The sequence below is a fragment of the Mycobacterium sp. PS03-16 genome, assembly GCF_004570325.1.
Lineage (GTDB): Bacteria > Actinomycetota > Actinomycetes > Mycobacteriales > Mycobacteriaceae > Mycobacterium.
The window spans coordinates 19,133-37,346 of the sequence record NZ_SPQO01000039.1 but is presented as its reverse complement, the minus strand read 5'-3'; the positions used below and the strand labels follow the sequence as shown (position 1 = coordinate 37,346).

Here is an 18,214-nt window from a genome sequence, read left to right as displayed (position 1 = left end):
AGCCGAGCATTAGCGTGGGACACGAGGACCTCCGTGTGTGTGAAGACGTCAGACATCTCCACTAAGCCCGGAGGTCCTCCCCTCTCACAGCCAAACCGTCAACAACGTCCCTGCCGAGTACATCTAGGGCGCCGCGCCACCATCACCTGCTCGCTGAGCAGCCCGCCGCGCAGGTCCACGGTGATCGCCGGGTCGGCATACGCGGCCAGCGCGCGCAGCGCCGACGGGCTGTAGCAGCGCAACGAGCTGATCACGCCGTCGTGGGCGAACGGCAGGAACGGGGCCAGCGGCAGCATCGTCGCCAGGCGCAGCAGGTGCAGCGGGGCCGGCGGCCGCGGCAGGTCGACGACCAGCAGCGCATCGGCCGCCCGGGTGCCCTCGGCGATCGCGCGGGCGGCCAGCGGCGGGGTGAGGTGGTGGAACGACAGCGCGAACACCGCCAGGTCGAACGCGCGGTCGGGCGCGTCGATCGCGGTGGCGTCCATGGTCCGCACCTGCGCGCGCGGATGGGTGCCCAGATCGCTGGCGGCCATCGCCGCGACCGAAGTCTGATCGATGTCGGTGACGGTCACCTCGGCGGTGGGGTGCGCGTCGAGAATCCGGCGGGACAGCCCGCCGTGACCGGCGCCGAGTTCGAGCACCTTCGGGTCGGGTACGTCGGCGATCTCGCGCAGGGCGAGCTCGGCGATGCGGTCGTGATTGCCGAAGACGTCGCCGGTCCACTCCAGCGCGCGCACGACGCTGCGTTTACGTGCCTCGAGACCCGCGTCGCGGTCGGAGTCGCGGTCGAGGTACTCCAGCCGGCCGGTCTCCAGCCGCCGGTCCAGGCAGGACGCGCGGGGGCCGCCGCGCGGCATGCGCTCGATGTCGACGATGTCGGTGGCCATGTAGTCCATGATGGACGACTGGAATCGCCGCCAGGAGGAGGGCAGGAGTTGGCCGAGTTCACCGCCGCCATCGACCAGGGCACCACCAGCACCCGCTGCATGATCTTCGACCACGACGGCGCCGAGGTCGGCCGTCACCAGCTCGAGCACGAGCAGATCCTGCCGCGGGCCGGCTGGGTCGAGCACAACCCCGTGGAGATCTGGGAACGCACCGCGTCGGTGATCATGTCGGCGCTCAACCGCACCAACCTGAGCGCCGAGGATCTGTGTGCCCTGGGGATCACCAACCAGCGGGAGACCGCGCTGGTGTGGAACCGCCGCACGGGGCGGCCGTACTACAACGCGATCGTCTGGCAGGACACCCGCACCGACCGGATCGCCACCGCGCTGGACCGCGACGGCCGCGGCGACGTCATCCGCCGCAAGGCCGGGCTGCCGCCGGCGACGTACTTCTCCGCGGGCAAGGTGCAGTGGATCCTCGACAACGTCGACGGGGTCCGCGAGGCCGCCGAGAAGGGCGACGCGATCTTCGGCACCGCCGACAGCTGGGTGGTGTGGAACCTGACCGGCGGCACCCGCGGCGGCGTGCACGTCACCGACGTGACCAACGCCAGCCGCACCATGCTGATGGATCTGGAGACGCTCGACTGGGACGACGAGCTGTTGTCGTTCTTCGGCATTCCGCGTCAGATGCTGCCCGAGATCAAACCGTCGTCGTGTCCGGACTGCCACGGCGTCACCCGCGAGGACGGGCCGCTGGGCGGAGAGGTGCCGATCACCGGCATCCTCGGCGACCAGCAGGCGGCGATGGTCGGGCAGGTGTGCCTGTCGGCCGGCGAGGCCAAGAACACCTACGGCACAGGTAACTTCCTGCTGCTCAACACCGGGGAGAAGATCGTCCGCTCCGAGAACGGGTTGCTGACCACGCTGTGCTACCAGTTCGGGGACGCGAAACCCGTGTACGCACTGGAGGGTTCGATCGCGGTCACCGGGTCCGCGGTGCAGTGGCTGCGCGACCAGCTCGGCATCATCAGCGGCGCCGCGCAGAGTGAGGCGCTGGCCCGTCAGGTCGACGACAACGGCGGGGTGTACTTCGTACCCGCGTTCTCGGGACTCTTTGCGCCGTACTGGCGTTCGGATGCGCGCGGCGCGATCGTCGGGCTGTCCCGCTACAACACCAACGCCCACGTGGCGCGGGCGACGCTCGAGGCGATCTGCTACCAGAGCCGCGACGTCGTCGACGCGATGGAGGCCGACTCGGGCGTGCACCTCGAGGTGCTCAAGGTCGACGGCGGCATCACCGCCAACGACCTGTGTATGCAGATCCAGGCCGACGTGCTCGGCGTCGACGTCGTCAAACCCGTTGTCGCCGAGACGACGGCGCTCGGCGCGGCGTACGCGGCTGGGCTGGCGGTCGGGTTCTGGTCCGGGCCCGACGATCTGCGGGCGAACTGGCAGGAGGACAAGCGCTGGTCGCCGCGGTGGAGCGACGACCAGCGCGCCGACGGTTACGCCGGCTGGCAGAAGGCCGTGCAGCGCACGCTGGACTGGGTCGACGTGGAGTGATTTCGGTGTAGTTCGTCGCGGTGAGCGCGACCGACGACACCGAAATCGCTAGGGATCGGCGTGCGCGGGGACCGTGGGATGCGCGGCCACCGCGAAGAGCGCCGAGGCGGCGAACGCCAGCGGGTAGCCCACGACCGCGATCAGCGCGCCGAACACCGGCGGAATGGCGGCCATCGTCGCCATCTGGCCGGTGTAGTGCACGCCGAGTGCGCGCCCACTCCAGAACGGCCCGGCCAGTTCGGCGATCGCCGTGTAGGACAACCCGTTGTCGGTCACGGTGATGACCGAGGCGACCACGAGGACCGCGACGCTCACCGGTGAATTCAGGTGATCGGTGAGCGCGAGCACCAGCATGGCCACCGCGGCCGCGATACCGATGATGCGGATCGGTCGCAGGCGGGCGCCGAGGTGATCCGACCAGTGACCGGCCGCCACGCGGCCCAGCGCGCCGAGCAGTTGCGCGGCGGTCACCACCACACCGGCCGACGCGGCCGACCAGTGGCGGTCCGCCATCAACCACACCAGCGTGAACGTCCACACCACACTCTGCGGCACCACCAGCAGCATGGAGGCGGCATGGATGCGCCACAGCACGGTGGAGCCGCGGTAGGGATTGGCCAGGTGCTCGGCGGGGGCTTCGGCCCGCGGCGGCCGCGGCGGGTCGAGCACACCGACCGCGCAGATCAGCGCCGACACCGCGCACAGGACGGCGGGGAACAGCAGCGCCGCCCCCACGCCGTGGTGCTGAGCCAGCTGCGGAATCACCAACGCGCCCAGGGCTACTCCCAGTGGTGAGGCCGTGTGCCGGATCCCCATCGCCAGGCCGCGTCGACCCGGCGGGAACCAGCCCACCACCAACCGGCCGCTTGCGGCGTTGTTGCTCGCCGCGGCCATCCCCGCCACGAACAGCAGTGCACCGACCGCCACCAGAGAGTCGGCAGCGGCGGCGGCGAACATCGCCGCGGCGGTGAGCGCCAGTCCCGCGCCGAGCACCACCCGCTCGCCGAACCGGTCTACGAGGTGGCCCCAGCCGTAGATGGTGACGGCCACACCGAAGCTCGGCATGGCCGACAGCAGCCCGGCCTGCGCCAGGTGCAGGTCGAGGTCGACATGCAGCGCGGGGATCAGGAAGGCGGCGCCGTTGATGACCACGTTGGCGGACATCGTGGCGCTGAGCCCGATGACGAGCATCGACCAGCGCCGCAGCGCACCGATCGAGTCGACGGACACGACCTGGGTTTACCAGGACGCGGGCGGTTCCACCGGGGGAATGGCCGCGCGCGTCAGGCGACGGCGGTGAGCTCCGTGACCAGCTCGGACGGCAGTGCGATGTCGCGCACGGCCGTGTTCTCCTCGAGATGCGCCACCGACGACGTGCCGGGGATCAGCAGCACGTTGGGGGCCACCGCGAGGGTCCACGCCAGCGCGATCTGCGCGGGCGTATGGCCGAGGTGCTCGGCGGCGCGGGTGACGACGGGGTGGCCGAGCACGGGGTTGTCGGCGGTGAAACCAGAGCCGAGTGGGAAGAACGGGACGAAGGATATGCCGCGCTCCGTACACAGGTCGAGCACCGGTTGCGAACTCCGGTCGACCAGGTTGTAGGCGTTCTGCACCGTGACGATCTCGGTGCGCTCCAGCGCCATTCGCAGGTGCTCGACCGAGACGCTGCTGAGCCCGATGCCGCCGATCAATCCCTCGTCGCGGGCGGCGATCATCGCGGTGAGCTGACGGTCGAACAGCTCTCGGTCGACGGGACCGACGGAATTCGGATCTCCGGAGTGGATGCGCAGGTTCACCGCGGCGAGCCGGTCGGTGCCCAGCGTGGTCAGGTTCTGCTCGATGTCGGCGCGCAGGTCGTCGGGCTGCTGGGCGGCCGTCCAATTGCCCTGGTCGTCACGGCGGGCACCCACCTTGCTCACGATCGCGAGCTCGGCGGGGTAAGGGTGCAGCGCCTCGCGGATCAGTTCGTTCGAGACATCCGGGCCGTAGAACTGCGCGGTGTCGATATGGTTGATGCCGAGTTCGACGGCGCGGCGCAGCACGGCCAGCGCCTGATCGTGGTCGCGGGGCGGGCCGAAGACGCCGGGTCCGGGCAATTGCATCGCGCCGAATCCGACGCGGCCGACGGTGTGGGAGCCGAGGGGGAAGGTCTGCATACCTGTTTCCTACGCGATTTCGGCGCGGTTTCATCCGCTACGCGAACGAAACCGCGCCGAAGTCAGTGGATCACTCCTCGCCGAGGACGCCGTAGATCTCGCGGCGGGCGTTGTTGACGATCTCGACGATGCGCTCCTGCTGCTCGTCGCTGGCGGCGTAGGCCGACTGGGCGACCGCGCCCATCAGCTGGCCGACGGCGCTGCGCAGGTTCGCATGGCCGGGGGTGACGTCGTCGGTGATCTGCTCCCACGGCGGGGTCTCGACCTTCTCGGCGGCGGTGCGGCCGTCCTCGGTGAGTTCGAACAACTTCTTGCTGCCCTCGGTCTCGGTGGCGGCGATCAGGCCCTCGTCGACCAGCAGTTGCAGCGTCGGGTACACCGAACCGGGGCTCGGCTTCCACAAGCCGTCACTGCGGGCGGCGATCTCCTGAATCATCTCGTAGCCGTGCATCGGCCGCTCGGCGAGCAGCGCGAGCATCGCGGCGCGCACGTCGCCGCGGCGTCCCCGGCCGCGGGCACCGCCGCGCCGGCCGCGCGGGCCGGGGCCCATCCCGAAGCCGAAGCCGCCGCGGGGGTCGAAGCCGAACTCGAAGCTGCGGCCGGGACCGCCGAAGCCGGGGCCGAACGATGCGCCGAACCCGGGACCGTCGGCGACGCAGTCGGCGCGACGGTGCTCACGCAGGTGGTCGCGGAACTCGCGGCGGGCCTGCCTGCGCTGCTGGTGCATGGCGCGGCGGTCGCCGGGGCCGAAGCCGAATGCGAAGCCGCCGGGCGGCGGTGTGAAGGGGTTACTCATGGTGATGGGTCCTTTGCGTCATGTGGGGTGTCAGGAGACGACGAGGCGTTCCGATACGTTGACGATATATCGGAAACTATCGTGATGCAACGACTACGTGGTGCGCTCGTCGATTCCCTTGATCACCCACCGCGCCCACTCGGCGCCCATCGTGTTGCTGCGCAGGCCGTATTCCAGGGCGGCCGCGCCGTAGAAGTCCTCGTCCCGGCAACTCCACGGGATCGAGGCGCGCAGTTCCTCGAGCCGGCGCACCTCGCTCTCGAAGTGTTCGGCCACCGCGGTGAGGTGCGCGCGGGCCTGCTCGGCGGGCAGCTCCCCGAGCAGGAACACGCGCAGCAGTTCGGCGCTGCGGGTGGGCGGATCGTCCTGCGGGGTGGTGACCCAGCGGATCAGCTCCGCGCGGCCCGCCTCGGTGACGCGGTACTCCTTACGGTTCCGCGGCCCCACGTCGGTCACCTCGATCAGGCCGGCGGCGGCCAGTTTGTTGAGCTCGCCGTAGAGCTGGCTCTGGGTCGCCGGCCAGACGTTGGCCATGGACTTCTCGAACCGCTTGAGCAGGTCGTAACCGCTGCCCGGGTGCTGGGCGAGCAGTCCCAGTGCCGCGATGCGCAGACTCACGAGAACCATCCTAGCCCGACATTCCACTCTTGACATGTCATGATTGGAATGTGAGTCTGGAGGCAGACATCCGCGAAACAGGAGACGCCATGACCGACACCACCGACACCTCGGCCCTATTCGGCACCGGGCAGTTCTTCCAACAGGGCAACTACGCACCCGTCGCCGACGAGTTGACCGCCTTCGACCTACCGGTCGAGGGTGAGATCCCGGCCGACCTCGAGGGCTGGTACCTGCGCAACGGACCCAATCCGCGGCAGCCCACGGGGCACTGGTTCACCGGCGACGGAATGATCCACGGCGTGCGCATCGAGAACGGCCGCGCCGCCTGGTACCGCAACCGGTGGGTGCGCACGGAGAGCTTCGAGAACCACTTCGGTGTGTACAACGCCGACGGCAGCCGCAACCTGCACTCGAGCGTGGCCAACACCCACGTGGTCAACCACGCGGGTAAGACGCTGGCGCTGGTGGAATCGTCACTGCCGTATGAGATCACCAACGATCTGCAGACCCTGGGCGCCTACGACTTCGGCGGCAAGCTCGTCGATTCGATGACCGCCCACCCGAAGATCTGCCCGACCACGGGCGAACTGCACTTCTTCGGCTACGGCAGCATCTTCGCACCGCACGTGACCTACCACCGCGCCGACGCGAACGGCGAACTGACCGTCAACCGGCCCATCGACGTCAAGGCGCTGACGATGATGCACGACTTCGCGTTGACCAGCGGCCACGTGATCTTCATGGACCTGCCGATCGTGTTCAACCTCGACGTCGCACTGCGCGGCGAGGGCGACATGCCCTACCGGTGGGACGACGGCTACGGCGCGCGGCTCGGCGTGCTGCGCCGCGACGACCCGTTCGGCGAGGTGCGCTGGTTCGAGATCGACCCGTGCTACGTGTTCCACGTCGCCAACGCCTACGAGGTCGGGCACACACTGGTGCTGCAGGCGGTGCGCTACCCCGAACTATGGCGTAACTCAGGCGGATTCGAGGCCGACGGGGTGCTGTGGAGCTGGACGATCGACCTGGCGACGGGTACGGTCTCCGAACGCCAGCTCGACGACCGGGCCGTGGAGTTCCCGCGCATCGACGATCGGCTGGCCGGGCTGCCCGCCCGCTACGCGGTATCGGTCGGCGAACACCGCCTGGTGCGCTACGACCTCACCACCGGTGCGGCCAGTGAGCACGTGTTCGGCTCCGCGGACGCCCCGGGTGGTCCGGGTGAGGCGGTGTTCGTGCCGTCCGCGTCGGGTCCGGCCGACGAGCAGAACGGCTGGTATCTCGCCTACGTCTATGACCCGGTCCGCGACGGCAGCGACCTGGTGATCCTCGACGCCGGCGACATCGCCGCCCCGCCGGTCGCCAGAGTGCAGGTGCCGCAACGTATTCCGTACGGCTTCCACGGCAACTGGATCACGGGCTAGGCCGACGCCCGGTAGGCCTTGGGGCTGACGCCGTAGGCGCGTTTGAACGCCCCGCTCAACGCGAACGGGGTGCTGTATCCGACCTGCCGGGCGACCGCGGCGAGGGTGGCGTCACCGGAGCGCAGCAGGTCGGCAGCGAGTGCCAGCCGCCAACCGGTGAGGAACGCGATCGGCGGTTCACCGACCTGCTCGGTGAACCGCCGGGCCAGGGCGGCACGCGAACAGCCGACGGCCGTGGCGAGATTCGCCACGGTCCAGGCACGCGCGGGATCGCCGTAGAGCAACCGCAGCGCGGGCCCGACCACGGGATCGCGTTCGGCGTGCCACCAGGCCGGCGCGGCGCTGTCGCGGTCGAACCAGGTGCGCAGCACCGCGATCAACAGCAGGTCGAGCAGCCGGTCGAGGTAGGCCTCGTGGCCGGTGCCGCCGCGGCCTGCCTCGGCGGCCAGTAGGTCGACCAGCGGCGTGTCCCACTCGTGGGCGCGCACCACCGCCACCGCGGGCAGGGCGTCGAGCAGCCGGGCGCTCACTGCGCTGCGGCCCTCGTAGGCGCCGATCACCGCCCGGCACGCGCCGGCGGGACTGTTGCCCCACGTGCGCACGCCCACCGTCATCTCGAAGCGCAGTTCCCGGCCGGACGGGGTGGTGCAGCGCTGCCCGGGGTGAATGACCGCCATCGGCGCCGTCGCCGGATCGTCGGCGAACACGTAGTGCTGGGTGCCGCGCGTCAGCGCCACATCGCCGGCGTGCAGCCGCGTGATGCCGGAGGCCTCACCGATGAGGACGGACTCGCCGCGCGTCTGGCAGATCACGGTCAGCGGGGCGCGGTCGCGCACGCTCAGCGACCACGGCGAGTCCATCGACATCCGCAGCACGAACGCCCCGCGGGCCCGCACCCCGTCGAGCAGGCCGACCACCGCGTCCACGAGCGCAGCGTAACCCGAGACGCTCGCGTATGGAACCGCGACGCTCGGCGATGGATCGTCTCATCCGTGCGCGATTGACTCGCCGTCATGAACTCCGGACCCGTCCTCGTCCTCACCGCGGTCACGGCCGTCGCCTGCACCGCGGTGGGCGGCATCTTCTTCGCGTTCTCCACCTTCGTGATGCGCGGACTCGACCGCACCGACCCCGCCGAGGCGATCACCGCCATGCGCGGCATCAACGCCGAGGCCCAGGCCAACGCCGCGTTCCTGATCCTGTTCCTCGGGTCGGCCCTGCTGGCGGTGGCGGTGGGGGCGCTCGGCGTGCTGCGCTGGGGAGCACCCGGCGGGTGGTTGCTGGTGGCCGGAGGGGTCTGCGGGGTAACGGGTTTCGTCGTCACCGTGGCGTTCAACATCCCGCTCAACAACCATCTCGACGGCCTGACACCGGACACGCTGTCGGCGGTCGACGCCGCTCGGGAATGGGCGCACCACCTGCGTGTGTGGACGCTGTGGAACCACGTGCGCACCGCCACCGGCCTGGCCGCGGGGGCGCTGCTGATCGCGGCGCTGGTGGCGCGTTAACTCGGCGGGGTGAATCCCGTATCCCGTTGCGGCGCAGCGGTGGCATACGGAGCGGGCGGTGCGGTCGGTGCCTGCGCGGGCGCGGGCGTCAGCCGGATCAACTCGCGGCGGTGCCGTTCGGCCAGCACGGCGGCCAGCATCAGGTGCGGCGGGGTGCCGGGCGGTGGGGGCGGTGCGATGCGGGCCGCGACGTCGGCGGCAATCCGGTAGGCCATCTCGTCGCGCAGGCGCGGGTCGAGTTGGGTTGCCCGGGAGAGGAACTGGCGAGCCATCTCGGCCCGTTCGGGGCCGAGGCCCGACAGCTGCAGCGACGCCGCCCACCACGCCAGCGCGGGCGGCATCGCCGGCGGCGGACTGATGCGCGCGGCGCGTTCGGTGATCACCACGGTGCCGGCGAAGATGTCCCCGATGCGCTTACCCTTCGGCGACAGCAGGCTGCACACCGCGGCCGGGCCGCCGGCCAGCATCCACAACTCGATGAACCCGGACAGCGCACGGAACAGCGCCTGGCGGAAGCGTTCCGGGCCGCCGTCCTCGGACACCACGCGCAACCCCAGCGCCATCTTGCCCAGCGTGCGGCCCCGCGTCGCGGTCTCGAACACCAGCGGATACCCGACCAGCGTGACGACCGTGAAGATCACCAGCACGGCCGCCGACAGCGCCGGGTCGAAGCGGTCGACGGTGATGGCCCACAGCACCACGCCGATGAGGTAGCCGACGAAGATGACCAGGATGTCGACCATCGCCGCCAGCGCCCGGATCGGCAGCTGGGCGATCTGCACGTCGAGCATCACCGCGTCGCCGGTCACCACCGGCTCGGGCTGGGAGACCATAGCGCCACGCTACTAGGCTGCCGAGGGTGGATGTCGATGCGTTCGTGCTGGCCCACCGCGCCACCTGGGACCGCCTGGACCAGCTGATCAAACGCCGCCGCACGCTGACCGGCGCGGAGGTCGACGAACTGGTCGACCTCTATCAGCGGGTGTCCACGCACCTGTCGATGGTCCGGTCGGCGTCCACGGATTCGGTACTGGTCGGCCGGCTCTCGGGCCTGGTGGCGCGGGCACGCGCCGCGGTCACCGGTGCGCACGCCCCGCTGTGGCGGGAGTTCGTGCGGTTCTGGACGGTGTCGTTCCCGGTGGTGGCCTACCGGTCGTGGCGGTGGTGGGCCGGCTCGGCCGCCGCGTTCCTCGTCGTGGCCACGCTGATCGCGATGTGGGTGGCGGGCAACGCGGAGGTGCAGTCGGCGATCGGCACCCCCAGCGACATCGACCAGCTGGTCAACAACGACTTCGCCTCGTATTACAGCGAGAACCCCGCCGGCTCGTTCGCGCTGCGAGTGTGGACCAACAACGCGTGGGTGGCCGCGCAGTGCATCGGCTTCGCGATCCTGCTGGGGCTGCCGATCCCGTACATCCTGTTCCAGAACGCGGCCAACCTCGGGCTGACGGCCGGGCTGATGTTCGACGCGGGCAAGGGTGACATCTTCCTCGGCCTGCTCACCCCGCACGGCCTGCTCGAGTTGACCGCGGTGTTCCTCGCCGCGGCCGCCGGCATGCGGCTGGGCTGGACGGTGATCGCGCCGGGCCACCGGCCGCGCGGGCAGGTTCTGGCCGAGCAGGGCCGGGCGGTTGTGTCCGTGGCCGTAGGACTGGTTGTGGTGCTGTTCATCTCGGGCCTGATCGAGGCGCTGGTCACGCCGTCGCCGCTGCCCACCTTCGCGCGTATCGCGATCGGGGTGGGCGCGGAGATCGCGTTCCTCGCCTACATCGTGCACTTCGGCCGGCGGGCGGTGCGCGCCGGTGAGACCGGCGACGTGGAGGACGCCCCCGATGTCGTGCCGACCGGCTGACTACAGACGGCCGGCGGCCTTCATCTCCAGGTAGCGGTCGGCCAGCGCCGGCGCCAGGTCGTCGGGTCCCGCGTCGACGACGTCGACCCCGGCGTGTCGCAAGCGGGCGGCGATCGTGCGGCGCTCGTTGCGCGACCGTTCGGCGGCGGCGGCGTCGTACACCGCGGCCGCGTCGTCGCGACCCGCGGCCAGCGTGTCGACCCGCGGGTCGGTGACCGCCGCCACCAGCACGTGGTGGCGGGCGGCCAGTTGCGGCAGCACCTCCATCAGCCCTTCGTCGAGGGCGGACGGGTTGAGGTCGGTCAACAGCACCACCAGGGCCCGCCGGCGGACGCGCCGCTGCACCGCCGACACCATGGCCGGGAAGTCGGATTCGACGAGCGCGGGCTCCAGCGGCGCCATCGCGTTGACCACCTGCGGGAGCAGTTCGGTGCGTGAGGCGTTGACCACCGCGGCGCGGCTGATTCGGTCGTGGGCGAGGAAGTCGACGTGGTCGCCGGCGCGGGCGGCCAGCGCGGTGAGCAGCAGCGCGGCGTCCATCGACCAGTCCAGCCGCGGCCAGCCCGTGGCGCCGCCCGGGGCCGTGGGGTCGATCCCGACCCGGCCCGCCGAGGTGCGTCCGGTGTCGAGGACGATGACGATGCGCTGATCGCGTTCGGGGCGCCAGGTCCGCACCACGACGTCGGCGCGGCGGGCCGTCGCGCGCCAGTCGATCGAGCGGACGTCGTCGCCCACGACGTACTCGCGCAGTGAGTCGAATTCGGTGCCCTGACCGCGGATCAGCACCGGTGTGGACCCGTCGAGTTCGCGCAGCCGGGCCAGCCGCGACGGCAGGTGTTTGCGCGACAGGAACGGCGGCAGCACCCGGATCTCACCGGGCGCCCGGTGCGCGCCCTGACGCCCGGCGACGCCCAGCGGGCCGATTGCGCGGGCGGTCACCAGCGCGGCGCTCATATCGCCACGGCGCCGCGGGGTCAGCGTGGTGGTCAGCGAAACCTGTTGTCCGACAGCGAAGTCGACGGTGTGCGCGCGGGGTTCGCCGCGGCTGCTCGGCGGCCAGGCGTCGCGGATGCGGCCGCGGAACCGGCGCCGGCCGGCGTTCTGCACGGTCAGCACCGCGTCGACGGACTGCCCGAGGCGGGCGGTCGTCTCGCCGGACCGGCTCAGCGTAAGCGCGCGCGGGCTGGCCGCCAGCGCGACGTCGGCGACGATCGCCGCCAGCAGCGCGGCGAACAGCACCAGGAACGCCACGCCCGGCGCGGGGGCCACCCCGATGGGCAGCACACACAGCAGGGCGATCAGCCCGGCCCGGCCGGTGAGGACCACTAGCGGGGGACCGGCACGGCGGCGAGGATGCCGTCGAGCACACCGTCCGGGGAGGCGCCTTCCAGTTCGGCCTCGGGCCGCAGCGCGATGCGGTGCCGCAGGGTGGGCCGGGCCATCGCCTTGACGTCGTCGGGGGTGACGTAGGTGCGGCCTGACAGCCACGCCCACGACCGCGCCGTCGCCAGCAGTGCGGTGGCGCCGCGCGGCGACACCCCCAGCTGCAGCGCGGGGGACTGCCTGGTGGCGCCCGCGATGTCGACGATGTAGCCGAGCACCTCGTCGGCCACCAGCACCTGGCGCACGGCCGCCCGGCCGGCGGCCAGTTCGGCCGGCCCGGCCACCGCGCTGACCCCTGACAGATCGCGGGGGTCGAAGCCGCGGGCGTGCCGATCGAGGATCGCCACCTCCTGGTCGCGCGGGGGCAGCGGCACGTTGAGTTTGAGCAGGAACCGGTCGAGCTGCGCTTCGGGCAGCTGGTAGGTGCCCTCGTACTCGATCGGGTTCTGCGTGGCGGCGACGATGAACGGGTCGGGCAGCGGCCGCGGCTCACCGTCCACGCTGACCTGCCGTTCCTCCATCGCCTCCAGCAGCGCGGCCTGCGTCTTGGGCGGGGTGCGGTTGATCTCGTCGGCCAGCAGCAGATTTGTGAACACCGGCCCGGCGCGGAACTCGAACTCGGCGGTGCGGGCGTCGTAGACCAGGGAGCCGGTGACGTCGCCGGGCATCAGGTCCGGGGTGAACTGGACGCGTTTGAAGTCGAGCTGCAGGGTGGCCGCCAGCGTGCGGACCAGCAGGGTCTTGGCGACGCCGGGAACCCCCTCGAGCAGCACGTGGCCCCGGCACAGCAGCGCGATCACCAGACCGCTGACCACCGCGTCCTGGCCGACCACCGCCTTGGCGATCTCGTTGCGCAGCGCCAGCAGGGCGTGGCGCGCGGAATCGGCGGCCTGCGGCGCACCGGTGGGGTGCGCGGATGGCTGAGTCACGAGTGGGCGACCTGCCTTTCGATGTCGTCGAGTTGGTGGGCGAGGGTGACGAGGTCGGCGTCGGTGGCCGGGGGCGGGCCGAACAGGGCCCGGTCGATGAGGTCGGGATCGAGTCCGCTGCGGTCGGCGGCGGCCTGCACAACGGCGGCGGGTGGTGCGGTGACGCCGAGCCCGAGCCGGGGCAGCAGCCGCTGGCGGGCGCCGGTGCGCAGTGCGTCGGCGGCGCGGTCGCGGGCCCGGCGGGACCGGTACAGCCGGCCGCGGCCCTCGACGGTCTCCGAGGCGCGGACCACCACCGGCAGCCGCTCGGCGACCAGCGGACCCAGCCGGCGGCCCTGCCAGAGCGCGATCAGCGCGACGGCCAGCGACAGCTGCAGCACGATCCACGCGACCTGGCCGGGGATGAGCTCGGAGAGAGTGGCGTCCCCGCCGGGGTCTCCTTCGCGGTGTTGCGGGGCGTACCAGATGGCGCGCGGTCGTTCGCCGGCGAGGTTCATCGCCAGCGCGGCGTTGCCCTGTTCGAGCAGGCCGTCGTTGGTCATGAAGGCCGCGGTGCCGACGACGGTGACGGTGCGGCCGTCCTCGGTGTAGCGCACGAGCACGCCGTCGTAGCAACTGGTCAAGTCGAGGCCGGGGTCCTCGGCCTCGTAGGTGTCGGCGATGCCGAGGCGGGCCTCGCCGGCCCGCTGCGCGGCGGGCAGATCGCAGCCCGGCAGGGCGTCGAAGGCGTTGGCGCCGGCCGCCTTGACCGCCGGGGCGAGCGCCTCGCGGGTTCGCGACACCGGCTCGATCAGCAGGCGGTCGCCGGGCAGGGCGGCGAGCCGGTCGAGTTGGCCGGCGCCGGTGAGGTGGACGGTTTGCGCCACGATGAGCAGCGTGTCGGCAGTGGCGGCCCGTTCCACGTCGGCGACGGTGCCCGCTTCGATCACCTCGACGCCCCGGTCGCGCAGCAGGGTGACCAGCGCGCGGGTCCCATCCGGAGACGTGGACTGCGGATCCATCGGGTCGCCGGGGCGCGGTGCGGTCAGATACGTGCCGACGGCGGCGACCACCGCGATCACGATGAGCGCGAGCACCACCCAGCGCATGGCGCGCCAGCGTTGCCGCAGGGTCGGGCCGACCGCCGAGCTGTGGTCCGTGGTGGGCCGGGTCATCGCACCTCCGCCCAGCCGGGCGCGGGGGCGGACGCCTCACCCGCCGGGCCGGCCGCGGCCCCTGCGCCGCCGAGGTGGTCGTCGAGGTCGGCCACCAGCCGGTAGGCCGCCTCGGTGCCGGGCCGGTCGCCGTAGGTGACGTCGTTGAATGCCGCTGCCGCATCGCGCAGTTCGGCGCGCAGGTGGGGCAGGGCGGCACCGGCGTCCCGGGCGAGTTCGGTGGCGGTGCGTCCGGGCACCGGGGCCAGCACGCCGGCCTCCTCCAACCGCCGCGCCACCGCCCGCAGGCGGTGGCGGATGGCGAGCTCCCATTCGCCGTTGGCGGCGTGCTGCGCGGCGACCGCTCGGTGTCCGGCGGCGCCGAGTTCCTGCCCCCCGTACAGGGAGACGTCGCCCCGGTCGGTGCGCATGGTGCGCCGCGCGACGCGGATGGCCGCCACGATCAGCGCCACGGTCAGCAGGGCCAGCACGCTGATGGTGAGCCAGCCGCCCGGCACCCCGGCGCCCTGCTGGGCGAGTCGGTAGACCAGCTCGTTGATCCAGTCCGAGAGCCGTTCGGTCAGCGAGCCTTTCGGGTAGATCGGCTTGTCGAGCTCCCGCTGGGCGGCGTCGCGCGCGGCGTCCCGGTCGATGTCTACGGTCGGCACGTCACGGGCGGCGGGTCAGCCAGAGGTGGTCGGTGGAGTGCGCCGGGCCGCCGGGTCCGGCGGCGCCGGTCTGCAACACCAGGTCGAACGCCTCCGCCCGGATGCGGCGATCGGTGTAGAGCAACACGATGACGCCGGCGCTGAACGGCGCGGTGAGGATCTGCCCGATGGCCCCGCCGATCGCGATCAGGACCAGCCCGGCGAGCGCCCCGGCGTTGGAGCCGACCGAGGTGGCCAGCAGCTGGCCGCCGAAGCTGAACGGCACCCCGACGGCGCCGGCGATCACCGCGGTCGCCAGCGCGGCGAGCAGCCAGATGCCCAGCACCCGCCAGAAGTCGTTCTTGATCAACGCGAAGGAGCGCTTGGCCGCGGCCAGGACGCCCAGGTGCTCGAGCACGATGAGCGCGGGCGTGAAGATCAGCATCGTGGCGACGTAGGCGATGCCCAGGACGGCCGCGATGACCAGCGGGGCGCCGACCAGGAAGCCGGCGGCGGCACCGCCGGCGGCGGCCGCGATGGCGATCACCAACACGACGATCGCCACTACCGCGATGATCGCGAGCGCCTCGAGCACGGTGAAGCCGAGCAGCGCAGGCAGCCGGCCCTTCACCCGCTGCCAGGCCTCGCCGACGGTGATGTCGGCGCCGAACACCGCGCGGCCGACGACGACGGTCAGCATGCCGCTGAGCACGATCGCGGCGAGCGCGGTAGTGACCGAACCGACCAGCGACGACGCGGTGAACGCCACGACGTCGCCGGTGGAGACCGTCTCTTCGGTCAGGGTCGGGTCGACGCTGCCGGTGGAGACGAGCGGGATCAGCACCTGCAGCACCAAAGCGATGATCTGCGCGGCGATCACCACCGCGGCCGTGAGCCCGAGGGTGGTCTTGGGATTGCGCCGGATGTAGTTGATCGCGCCGTTGAAGATGTCGGACAGCGTCAGCGGACGCAGCGGAATGACACCGGGTTTGAGCACCCCGGCCCCGTACGAGCCGTATCCCGGTGGCGGGTAACCGGGCTGCGGGTATCTGTATCCCGGCGGCGGGTAGCCGGGCTGCTGGTAGGGCTGCTGGTAACCGGGCGGGGGATACCCGGCCGGTGGGTACGGCTGCTGGTACCCGGCCGGTGGGTAGCCGGGTGGTGGGTAGCCGGGCGGCGGATAGCCCGGTGCCGGGTAGCCCTGCGGCGGGTAGCCGGGCTGCGGCGTCCCCCCGGGTCCGGGATACGCCGGCTGGCCTGCATACCCCGGCGGCGGGGGAGTCGACTGCGGCGGTGCCGGCGGCGGCGGGCCGGGTTGACCGGTCCCGTCGGCATCGTTGCTCATGATCACCATCCTGTCGATCGGCACGGTAAATGACAACGTGGACCGCATCGCAGCGGCGGGCGCGTAGCTTTCCCTACATGGCGGAGATCAAGGACAGGCTGCGTGCGGACCTCACCGCCGCGATGAAGTCGCAGGACAAATTGCGCACTGCCACACTGAGAATGCTGCTCGCCGCGCTACAGACCGAAGAGGTGTCGGGTAAGCAGGCCCGCGAGCTGACCGACGAGGACGTGCTCAAGGTGCTCGCCCGCGAATCCCGCAAACGCGGTGAGGCGGCCGAGGTCTACACACAGAACGGCCGCGGCGATCTGGCGGCCAACGAGCGCGCCGAGGCGCAGGTGATCGACGAGTACCTGCCCACCCCGCTGACCGACGCCGAACTCGCCGACGTCGTCGACACCGCGATGGCGCAGGTCGCCGAACAACTCGGTGAACGGCCCTCGATGAAGCAGATGGGTCAGGTGATGAAGGCGGCCGCCGCGCTCGCGGCAGGCAAGGCCGACGGCGCCCGCCTTTCGGCGGCGGTGAAGGCAAAGCTCTAGCTGTACTCGGGCGCGGCGCCGTCGTTGCCGTCGTTTCCCCGGGTCCGACACGGGCTACTCCGTGGCCCATGACGCGCTTTGGCTACACCCTGATGACCGAGCAGAGCGGCCCCAAAGATCTGGTCCGGTACGCCGCCGCGGCCGAGAAGGCGGGATTCGACTTCGAGGTCTCCAGCGACCACTACTCGCCGTGGCTGTCCGCGCAGGGGCACGCGCCGAACGCCTGGACCACGCTGGGCGCGGTCGCCCACGTCACCGAGCGCGTCGAGTTGTTCACCTACGTCACGTGCCCGACCATGCGCTACCACCCGGCGATCGTGGCGCAGCAGGCCGCGACCCTGCAGATTCTGGCCGACGGTCGCTTCACGCTCGGCGTGGGCAGTGGGGAGAACCTCAACGAACACGTCGTCGGACGCGGATGGCCAACGGTCGCACGACGTTTGGACATGCTGCGCGAGGCGATCCAGATCATCCGGGAACTGTTCACCGGTGAGGTGGTGGACTGGCGAGGCGAGTACTACGAGGTCGATTCCGCACGCTTGTGGGATCTTCCGGAGGTGCCGGTGGCGATCGCCGCAGCGGTGTCGGGGGATCGTTCGGTCGAGGCGCTGGCACCGCTGGCCGACCATCTGATCGCGGTGGAACCCAACAAGGAACTCGTCGACTCCTGGCATGACGAGCGTCGCGCCACGGGGCTGCCGGGTGAAGTGCGGGTGATCGGTCAGATTCCGATCTGCTGGGATACCGATCGCGAGGCCGCGGTCGCCCGGGCGCACGATCAGTTCCGCTGGTTCGCCGGAGGCTGGGCGGTGAATTCGGATCTCCCGACCACCGCGGGATTCGCCGGGGCCACACAGTTCGTCCGGCCGGAGGACACCGCGGGATCGATTCCCTGTGGACCGGACCTGGACGCCATTGTCGAGGCGGTCAGCGAATACTGGAAGGCCGGCTTCACCGACATCGCCCTGGTGCAGGTGGGCGATGAAGGACAGGACCGGTTCCTGGCCGAGGCCGCGGGGCCGCTGCTCGAGAAGCTTCGCTCCGCGGCCAGTTGATCAGACCGAGACGAGTTCGCGGGCGACGGGCGCGTCGTGAGTGTGACGGGCCAGTTCGCTGGTGACCCGGCGCTCCACGAGCAGCGGAACGAAGTCCCGGATTCTGCTCTGCGCGAAGCGCGCATGGGCCTGGTCGACGGCGGCGGACACTCGGGCGGCGGGGAGTTCGGCGAACTTCTCGACGAGCCGGTTCTCGACGTCGCTGATCAGATCGCGTTCGGTCTTCTTCAACACGTAGGACATCTAACGGCCGCGCGTTGTTAACGGTCAACGTCAGCGGCATCACAGCCCGGCCGGGCTTGTCGAGTGTTCGGCGCGAGACATGTATCACAGCGTCGGCGGCGACGCTTCATCGAATGGCCTGTTGCAC

Annotated in this window: 19 protein-coding genes; 6 read left to right on the top strand and 13 right to left on the bottom strand. The window is 71.2% G+C overall.

The window, feature by feature from the left end; translation table 11 throughout:
- Nucleotides 1-98 precede the first annotated feature (98 nt).
- Nucleotides 99-896, bottom strand: a complete 798-nt coding sequence (locus tag E4P42_RS23240; RefSeq protein ID WP_135128484.1) for a class I SAM-dependent methyltransferase — start codon at nt 894-896, stop codon at nt 99-101.
- Nucleotides 897-986: 90 nt separating this feature from the next.
- Between E4P42_RS23240 and glpK the strand changes: the two genes are divergently transcribed.
- A complete protein-coding gene (glpK, locus tag E4P42_RS23235) occupies nt 987-2,453 on the top strand; it encodes a glycerol kinase GlpK (protein ID WP_245234185.1) in 1,467 nt (488 codons plus the stop codon).
- Between the two features lie 48 nt (nt 2,454-2,501).
- Here glpK and E4P42_RS23230 read toward each other — a convergent pair whose 3' ends face one another.
- The 4 genes from E4P42_RS23230 to E4P42_RS23215 form a co-directional block, all read right to left on the bottom strand.
- Complete coding sequence (locus tag E4P42_RS23230; protein WP_135128480.1) at nt 2,502-3,683, bottom strand: MFS transporter; 1,182 nt, start codon at nt 3,681-3,683, stop codon at nt 2,502-2,504.
- Nucleotides 3,684-3,736: 53 nt separating this feature from the next.
- On the bottom strand, nt 3,737-4,609 hold the full coding sequence (locus tag E4P42_RS23225) for an oxidoreductase (protein WP_135128477.1): 873 nt from the start codon (nt 4,607-4,609) through the stop codon (nt 3,737-3,739).
- Nucleotides 4,610-4,679: 70 nt separating this feature from the next.
- Entirely contained in the window at nt 4,680-5,405 is a 726-nt protein-coding gene (locus E4P42_RS23220; RefSeq protein WP_135128475.1) for a PadR family transcriptional regulator, read from the bottom strand.
- Nucleotides 5,406-5,498: 93 nt separating this feature from the next.
- Entirely contained in the window at nt 5,499-6,023 is a 525-nt protein-coding gene (locus E4P42_RS23215; protein ID WP_135128473.1) for a PadR family transcriptional regulator, read from the bottom strand.
- A gap of 89 nt (nt 6,024-6,112) precedes the next feature.
- On the opposite strand from E4P42_RS23215, the gene E4P42_RS23210 reads away from it, so the two are divergent.
- On the top strand, nt 6,113-7,450 hold the full coding sequence (locus E4P42_RS23210) for a carotenoid oxygenase family protein (RefSeq protein WP_135128471.1): 1,338 nt from the start codon (nt 6,113-6,115) through the stop codon (nt 7,448-7,450).
- Here the strand turns inward: E4P42_RS23210 and E4P42_RS23205 are convergent.
- Entirely contained in the window at nt 7,447-8,376 is a 930-nt protein-coding gene (locus tag E4P42_RS23205; RefSeq protein ID WP_135128469.1) for an AraC family transcriptional regulator, read from the bottom strand. The genes E4P42_RS23210 and E4P42_RS23205 overlap by 4 nt on opposite strands.
- Nucleotides 8,377-8,463: 87 nt before the next feature.
- Here E4P42_RS23205 and E4P42_RS23200 point away from each other — a divergent pair, with 87 nt between their 5' ends.
- On the top strand, nt 8,464-8,958 hold the full coding sequence (locus tag E4P42_RS23200; RefSeq protein ID WP_135128468.1) for a DUF1772 domain-containing protein: 495 nt from the start codon (nt 8,464-8,466) through the stop codon (nt 8,956-8,958).
- On the opposite strand, the gene E4P42_RS23195 is transcribed toward E4P42_RS23200, so the two are convergent.
- Nucleotides 8,955-9,791, bottom strand: coding sequence for an RDD family protein (locus E4P42_RS23195; RefSeq protein ID WP_135128466.1), 837 nt, complete (start codon nt 9,789-9,791; stop codon nt 8,955-8,957). The genes E4P42_RS23200 and E4P42_RS23195 overlap by 4 nt on opposite strands.
- A 26-nt stretch (nt 9,792-9,817) precedes the next feature.
- On the opposite strand from E4P42_RS23195, the gene E4P42_RS23190 reads away from it, so the two are divergent.
- On the top strand, nt 9,818-10,810 hold the full coding sequence (locus E4P42_RS23190; RefSeq protein WP_135128464.1) for a stage II sporulation protein M: 993 nt from the start codon (nt 9,818-9,820) through the stop codon (nt 10,808-10,810).
- Here E4P42_RS23190 and E4P42_RS23185 read toward each other — a convergent pair whose 3' ends face one another.
- The 5 genes from E4P42_RS23185 to E4P42_RS23165 are packed head-to-tail and all read right to left on the bottom strand — an operon-like array spanning nt 10,811 to nt 16,256.
- Complete coding sequence (locus E4P42_RS23185) at nt 10,811-12,136, bottom strand: DUF58 domain-containing protein (protein WP_135128462.1); 1,326 nt, start codon at nt 12,134-12,136, stop codon at nt 10,811-10,813.
- Complete coding sequence (locus E4P42_RS23180) at nt 12,136-13,122, bottom strand: MoxR family ATPase (protein WP_135128460.1); 987 nt, start codon at nt 13,120-13,122, stop codon at nt 12,136-12,138. Before E4P42_RS23180 ends, E4P42_RS23185 begins: the two co-directional genes overlap by 1 nt.
- Nucleotides 13,119-14,276 (bottom strand): DUF4350 domain-containing protein, encoded by a 1,158-nt coding sequence (locus E4P42_RS23175; RefSeq protein ID WP_209305856.1) that lies wholly within the window; start codon nt 14,274-14,276, stop codon nt 13,119-13,121. The genes E4P42_RS23180 and E4P42_RS23175 overlap by 4 nt, the downstream gene beginning before the upstream one ends.
- Entirely contained in the window at nt 14,273-14,923 is a 651-nt protein-coding gene (locus tag E4P42_RS23170; RefSeq protein ID WP_135128458.1) for a DUF4129 domain-containing protein, read from the bottom strand. The genes E4P42_RS23175 and E4P42_RS23170 overlap by 4 nt, the downstream gene beginning before the upstream one ends.
- Nucleotide 14,924: 1 nt before the next feature.
- Nucleotides 14,925-16,256 (bottom strand): glycerophosphoryl diester phosphodiesterase membrane domain-containing protein, encoded by a 1,332-nt coding sequence (locus E4P42_RS23165; protein WP_371287076.1) that lies wholly within the window; start codon nt 16,254-16,256, stop codon nt 14,925-14,927.
- Nucleotides 16,257-16,324: 68 nt separating this feature from the next.
- Between E4P42_RS23165 and E4P42_RS23160 the strand changes: the two genes are divergently transcribed.
- A complete protein-coding gene (locus E4P42_RS23160; RefSeq protein WP_135128454.1) occupies nt 16,325-16,789 on the top strand; it encodes a GatB/YqeY domain-containing protein in 465 nt (154 codons plus the stop codon).
- A 68-nt stretch (nt 16,790-16,857) separates the two neighbouring features.
- A complete protein-coding gene (locus E4P42_RS23155; protein WP_135128452.1) occupies nt 16,858-17,844 on the top strand; it encodes an LLM class F420-dependent oxidoreductase in 987 nt (328 codons plus the stop codon).
- On the opposite strand, the gene E4P42_RS23150 is transcribed toward E4P42_RS23155, so the two are convergent.
- Nucleotides 17,845-18,087, bottom strand: coding sequence for a three-helix bundle dimerization domain-containing protein (locus E4P42_RS23150; protein WP_209305855.1), 243 nt, complete (start codon nt 18,085-18,087; stop codon nt 17,845-17,847). It lies immediately after the preceding gene.
- Nucleotides 18,088-18,214 lie beyond the last annotated feature (127 nt).

What these genes read in the sequence shown, in the direction of transcription:
- E4P42_RS23240 (WP_135128484.1), bottom strand. Translation starts at nt 896, where the DNA reads ATGGACTACATGGCCACCGACATCGTCGACATCGAGCGCATGCCGCGC.
- glpK (WP_245234185.1), top strand. Translation starts at nt 987, where the DNA reads ATGATCTTCGACCACGACGGCGCCGAGGTCGGCCGTCACCAGCTCGAG.
- E4P42_RS23225 (WP_135128477.1), bottom strand. Translation starts at nt 4,609, where the DNA reads ATGCAGACCTTCCCCCTCGGCTCCCACACCGTCGGCCGCGTCGGATTC.
- E4P42_RS23220 (WP_135128475.1), bottom strand. Translation starts at nt 5,405, where the DNA reads ATGAGTAACCCCTTCACACCGCCGCCCGGCGGCTTCGCATTCGGCTTC.
- E4P42_RS23210 (WP_135128471.1), top strand. Translation starts at nt 6,113, where the DNA reads ATGACCGACACCACCGACACCTCGGCCCTATTCGGCACCGGGCAGTTC.
- E4P42_RS23200 (WP_135128468.1), top strand. Translation starts at nt 8,464, where the DNA reads ATGAACTCCGGACCCGTCCTCGTCCTCACCGCGGTCACGGCCGTCGCC.
- E4P42_RS23195 (WP_135128466.1), bottom strand. Translation starts at nt 9,791, where the DNA reads ATGGTCTCCCAGCCCGAGCCGGTGGTGACCGGCGACGCGGTGATGCTC.
- E4P42_RS23175 (WP_209305856.1), bottom strand. Translation starts at nt 14,276, where the DNA reads ATGACCCGGCCCACCACGGACCACAGCTCGGCGGTCGGCCCGACCCTG.
- E4P42_RS23165 (WP_371287076.1), bottom strand. Translation starts at nt 16,256, where the DNA reads ATGGTGATCATGAGCAACGATGCCGACGGGACCGGTCAACCCGGCCCG.
- E4P42_RS23160 (WP_135128454.1), top strand. Translation starts at nt 16,325, where the DNA reads ATGGCGGAGATCAAGGACAGGCTGCGTGCGGACCTCACCGCCGCGATG.
- E4P42_RS23155 (WP_135128452.1), top strand. Translation starts at nt 16,858, where the DNA reads ATGACGCGCTTTGGCTACACCCTGATGACCGAGCAGAGCGGCCCCAAA.
- E4P42_RS23150 (WP_209305855.1), bottom strand. Translation starts at nt 18,087, where the DNA reads ATGTCCTACGTGTTGAAGAAGACCGAACGCGATCTGATCAGCGACGTC.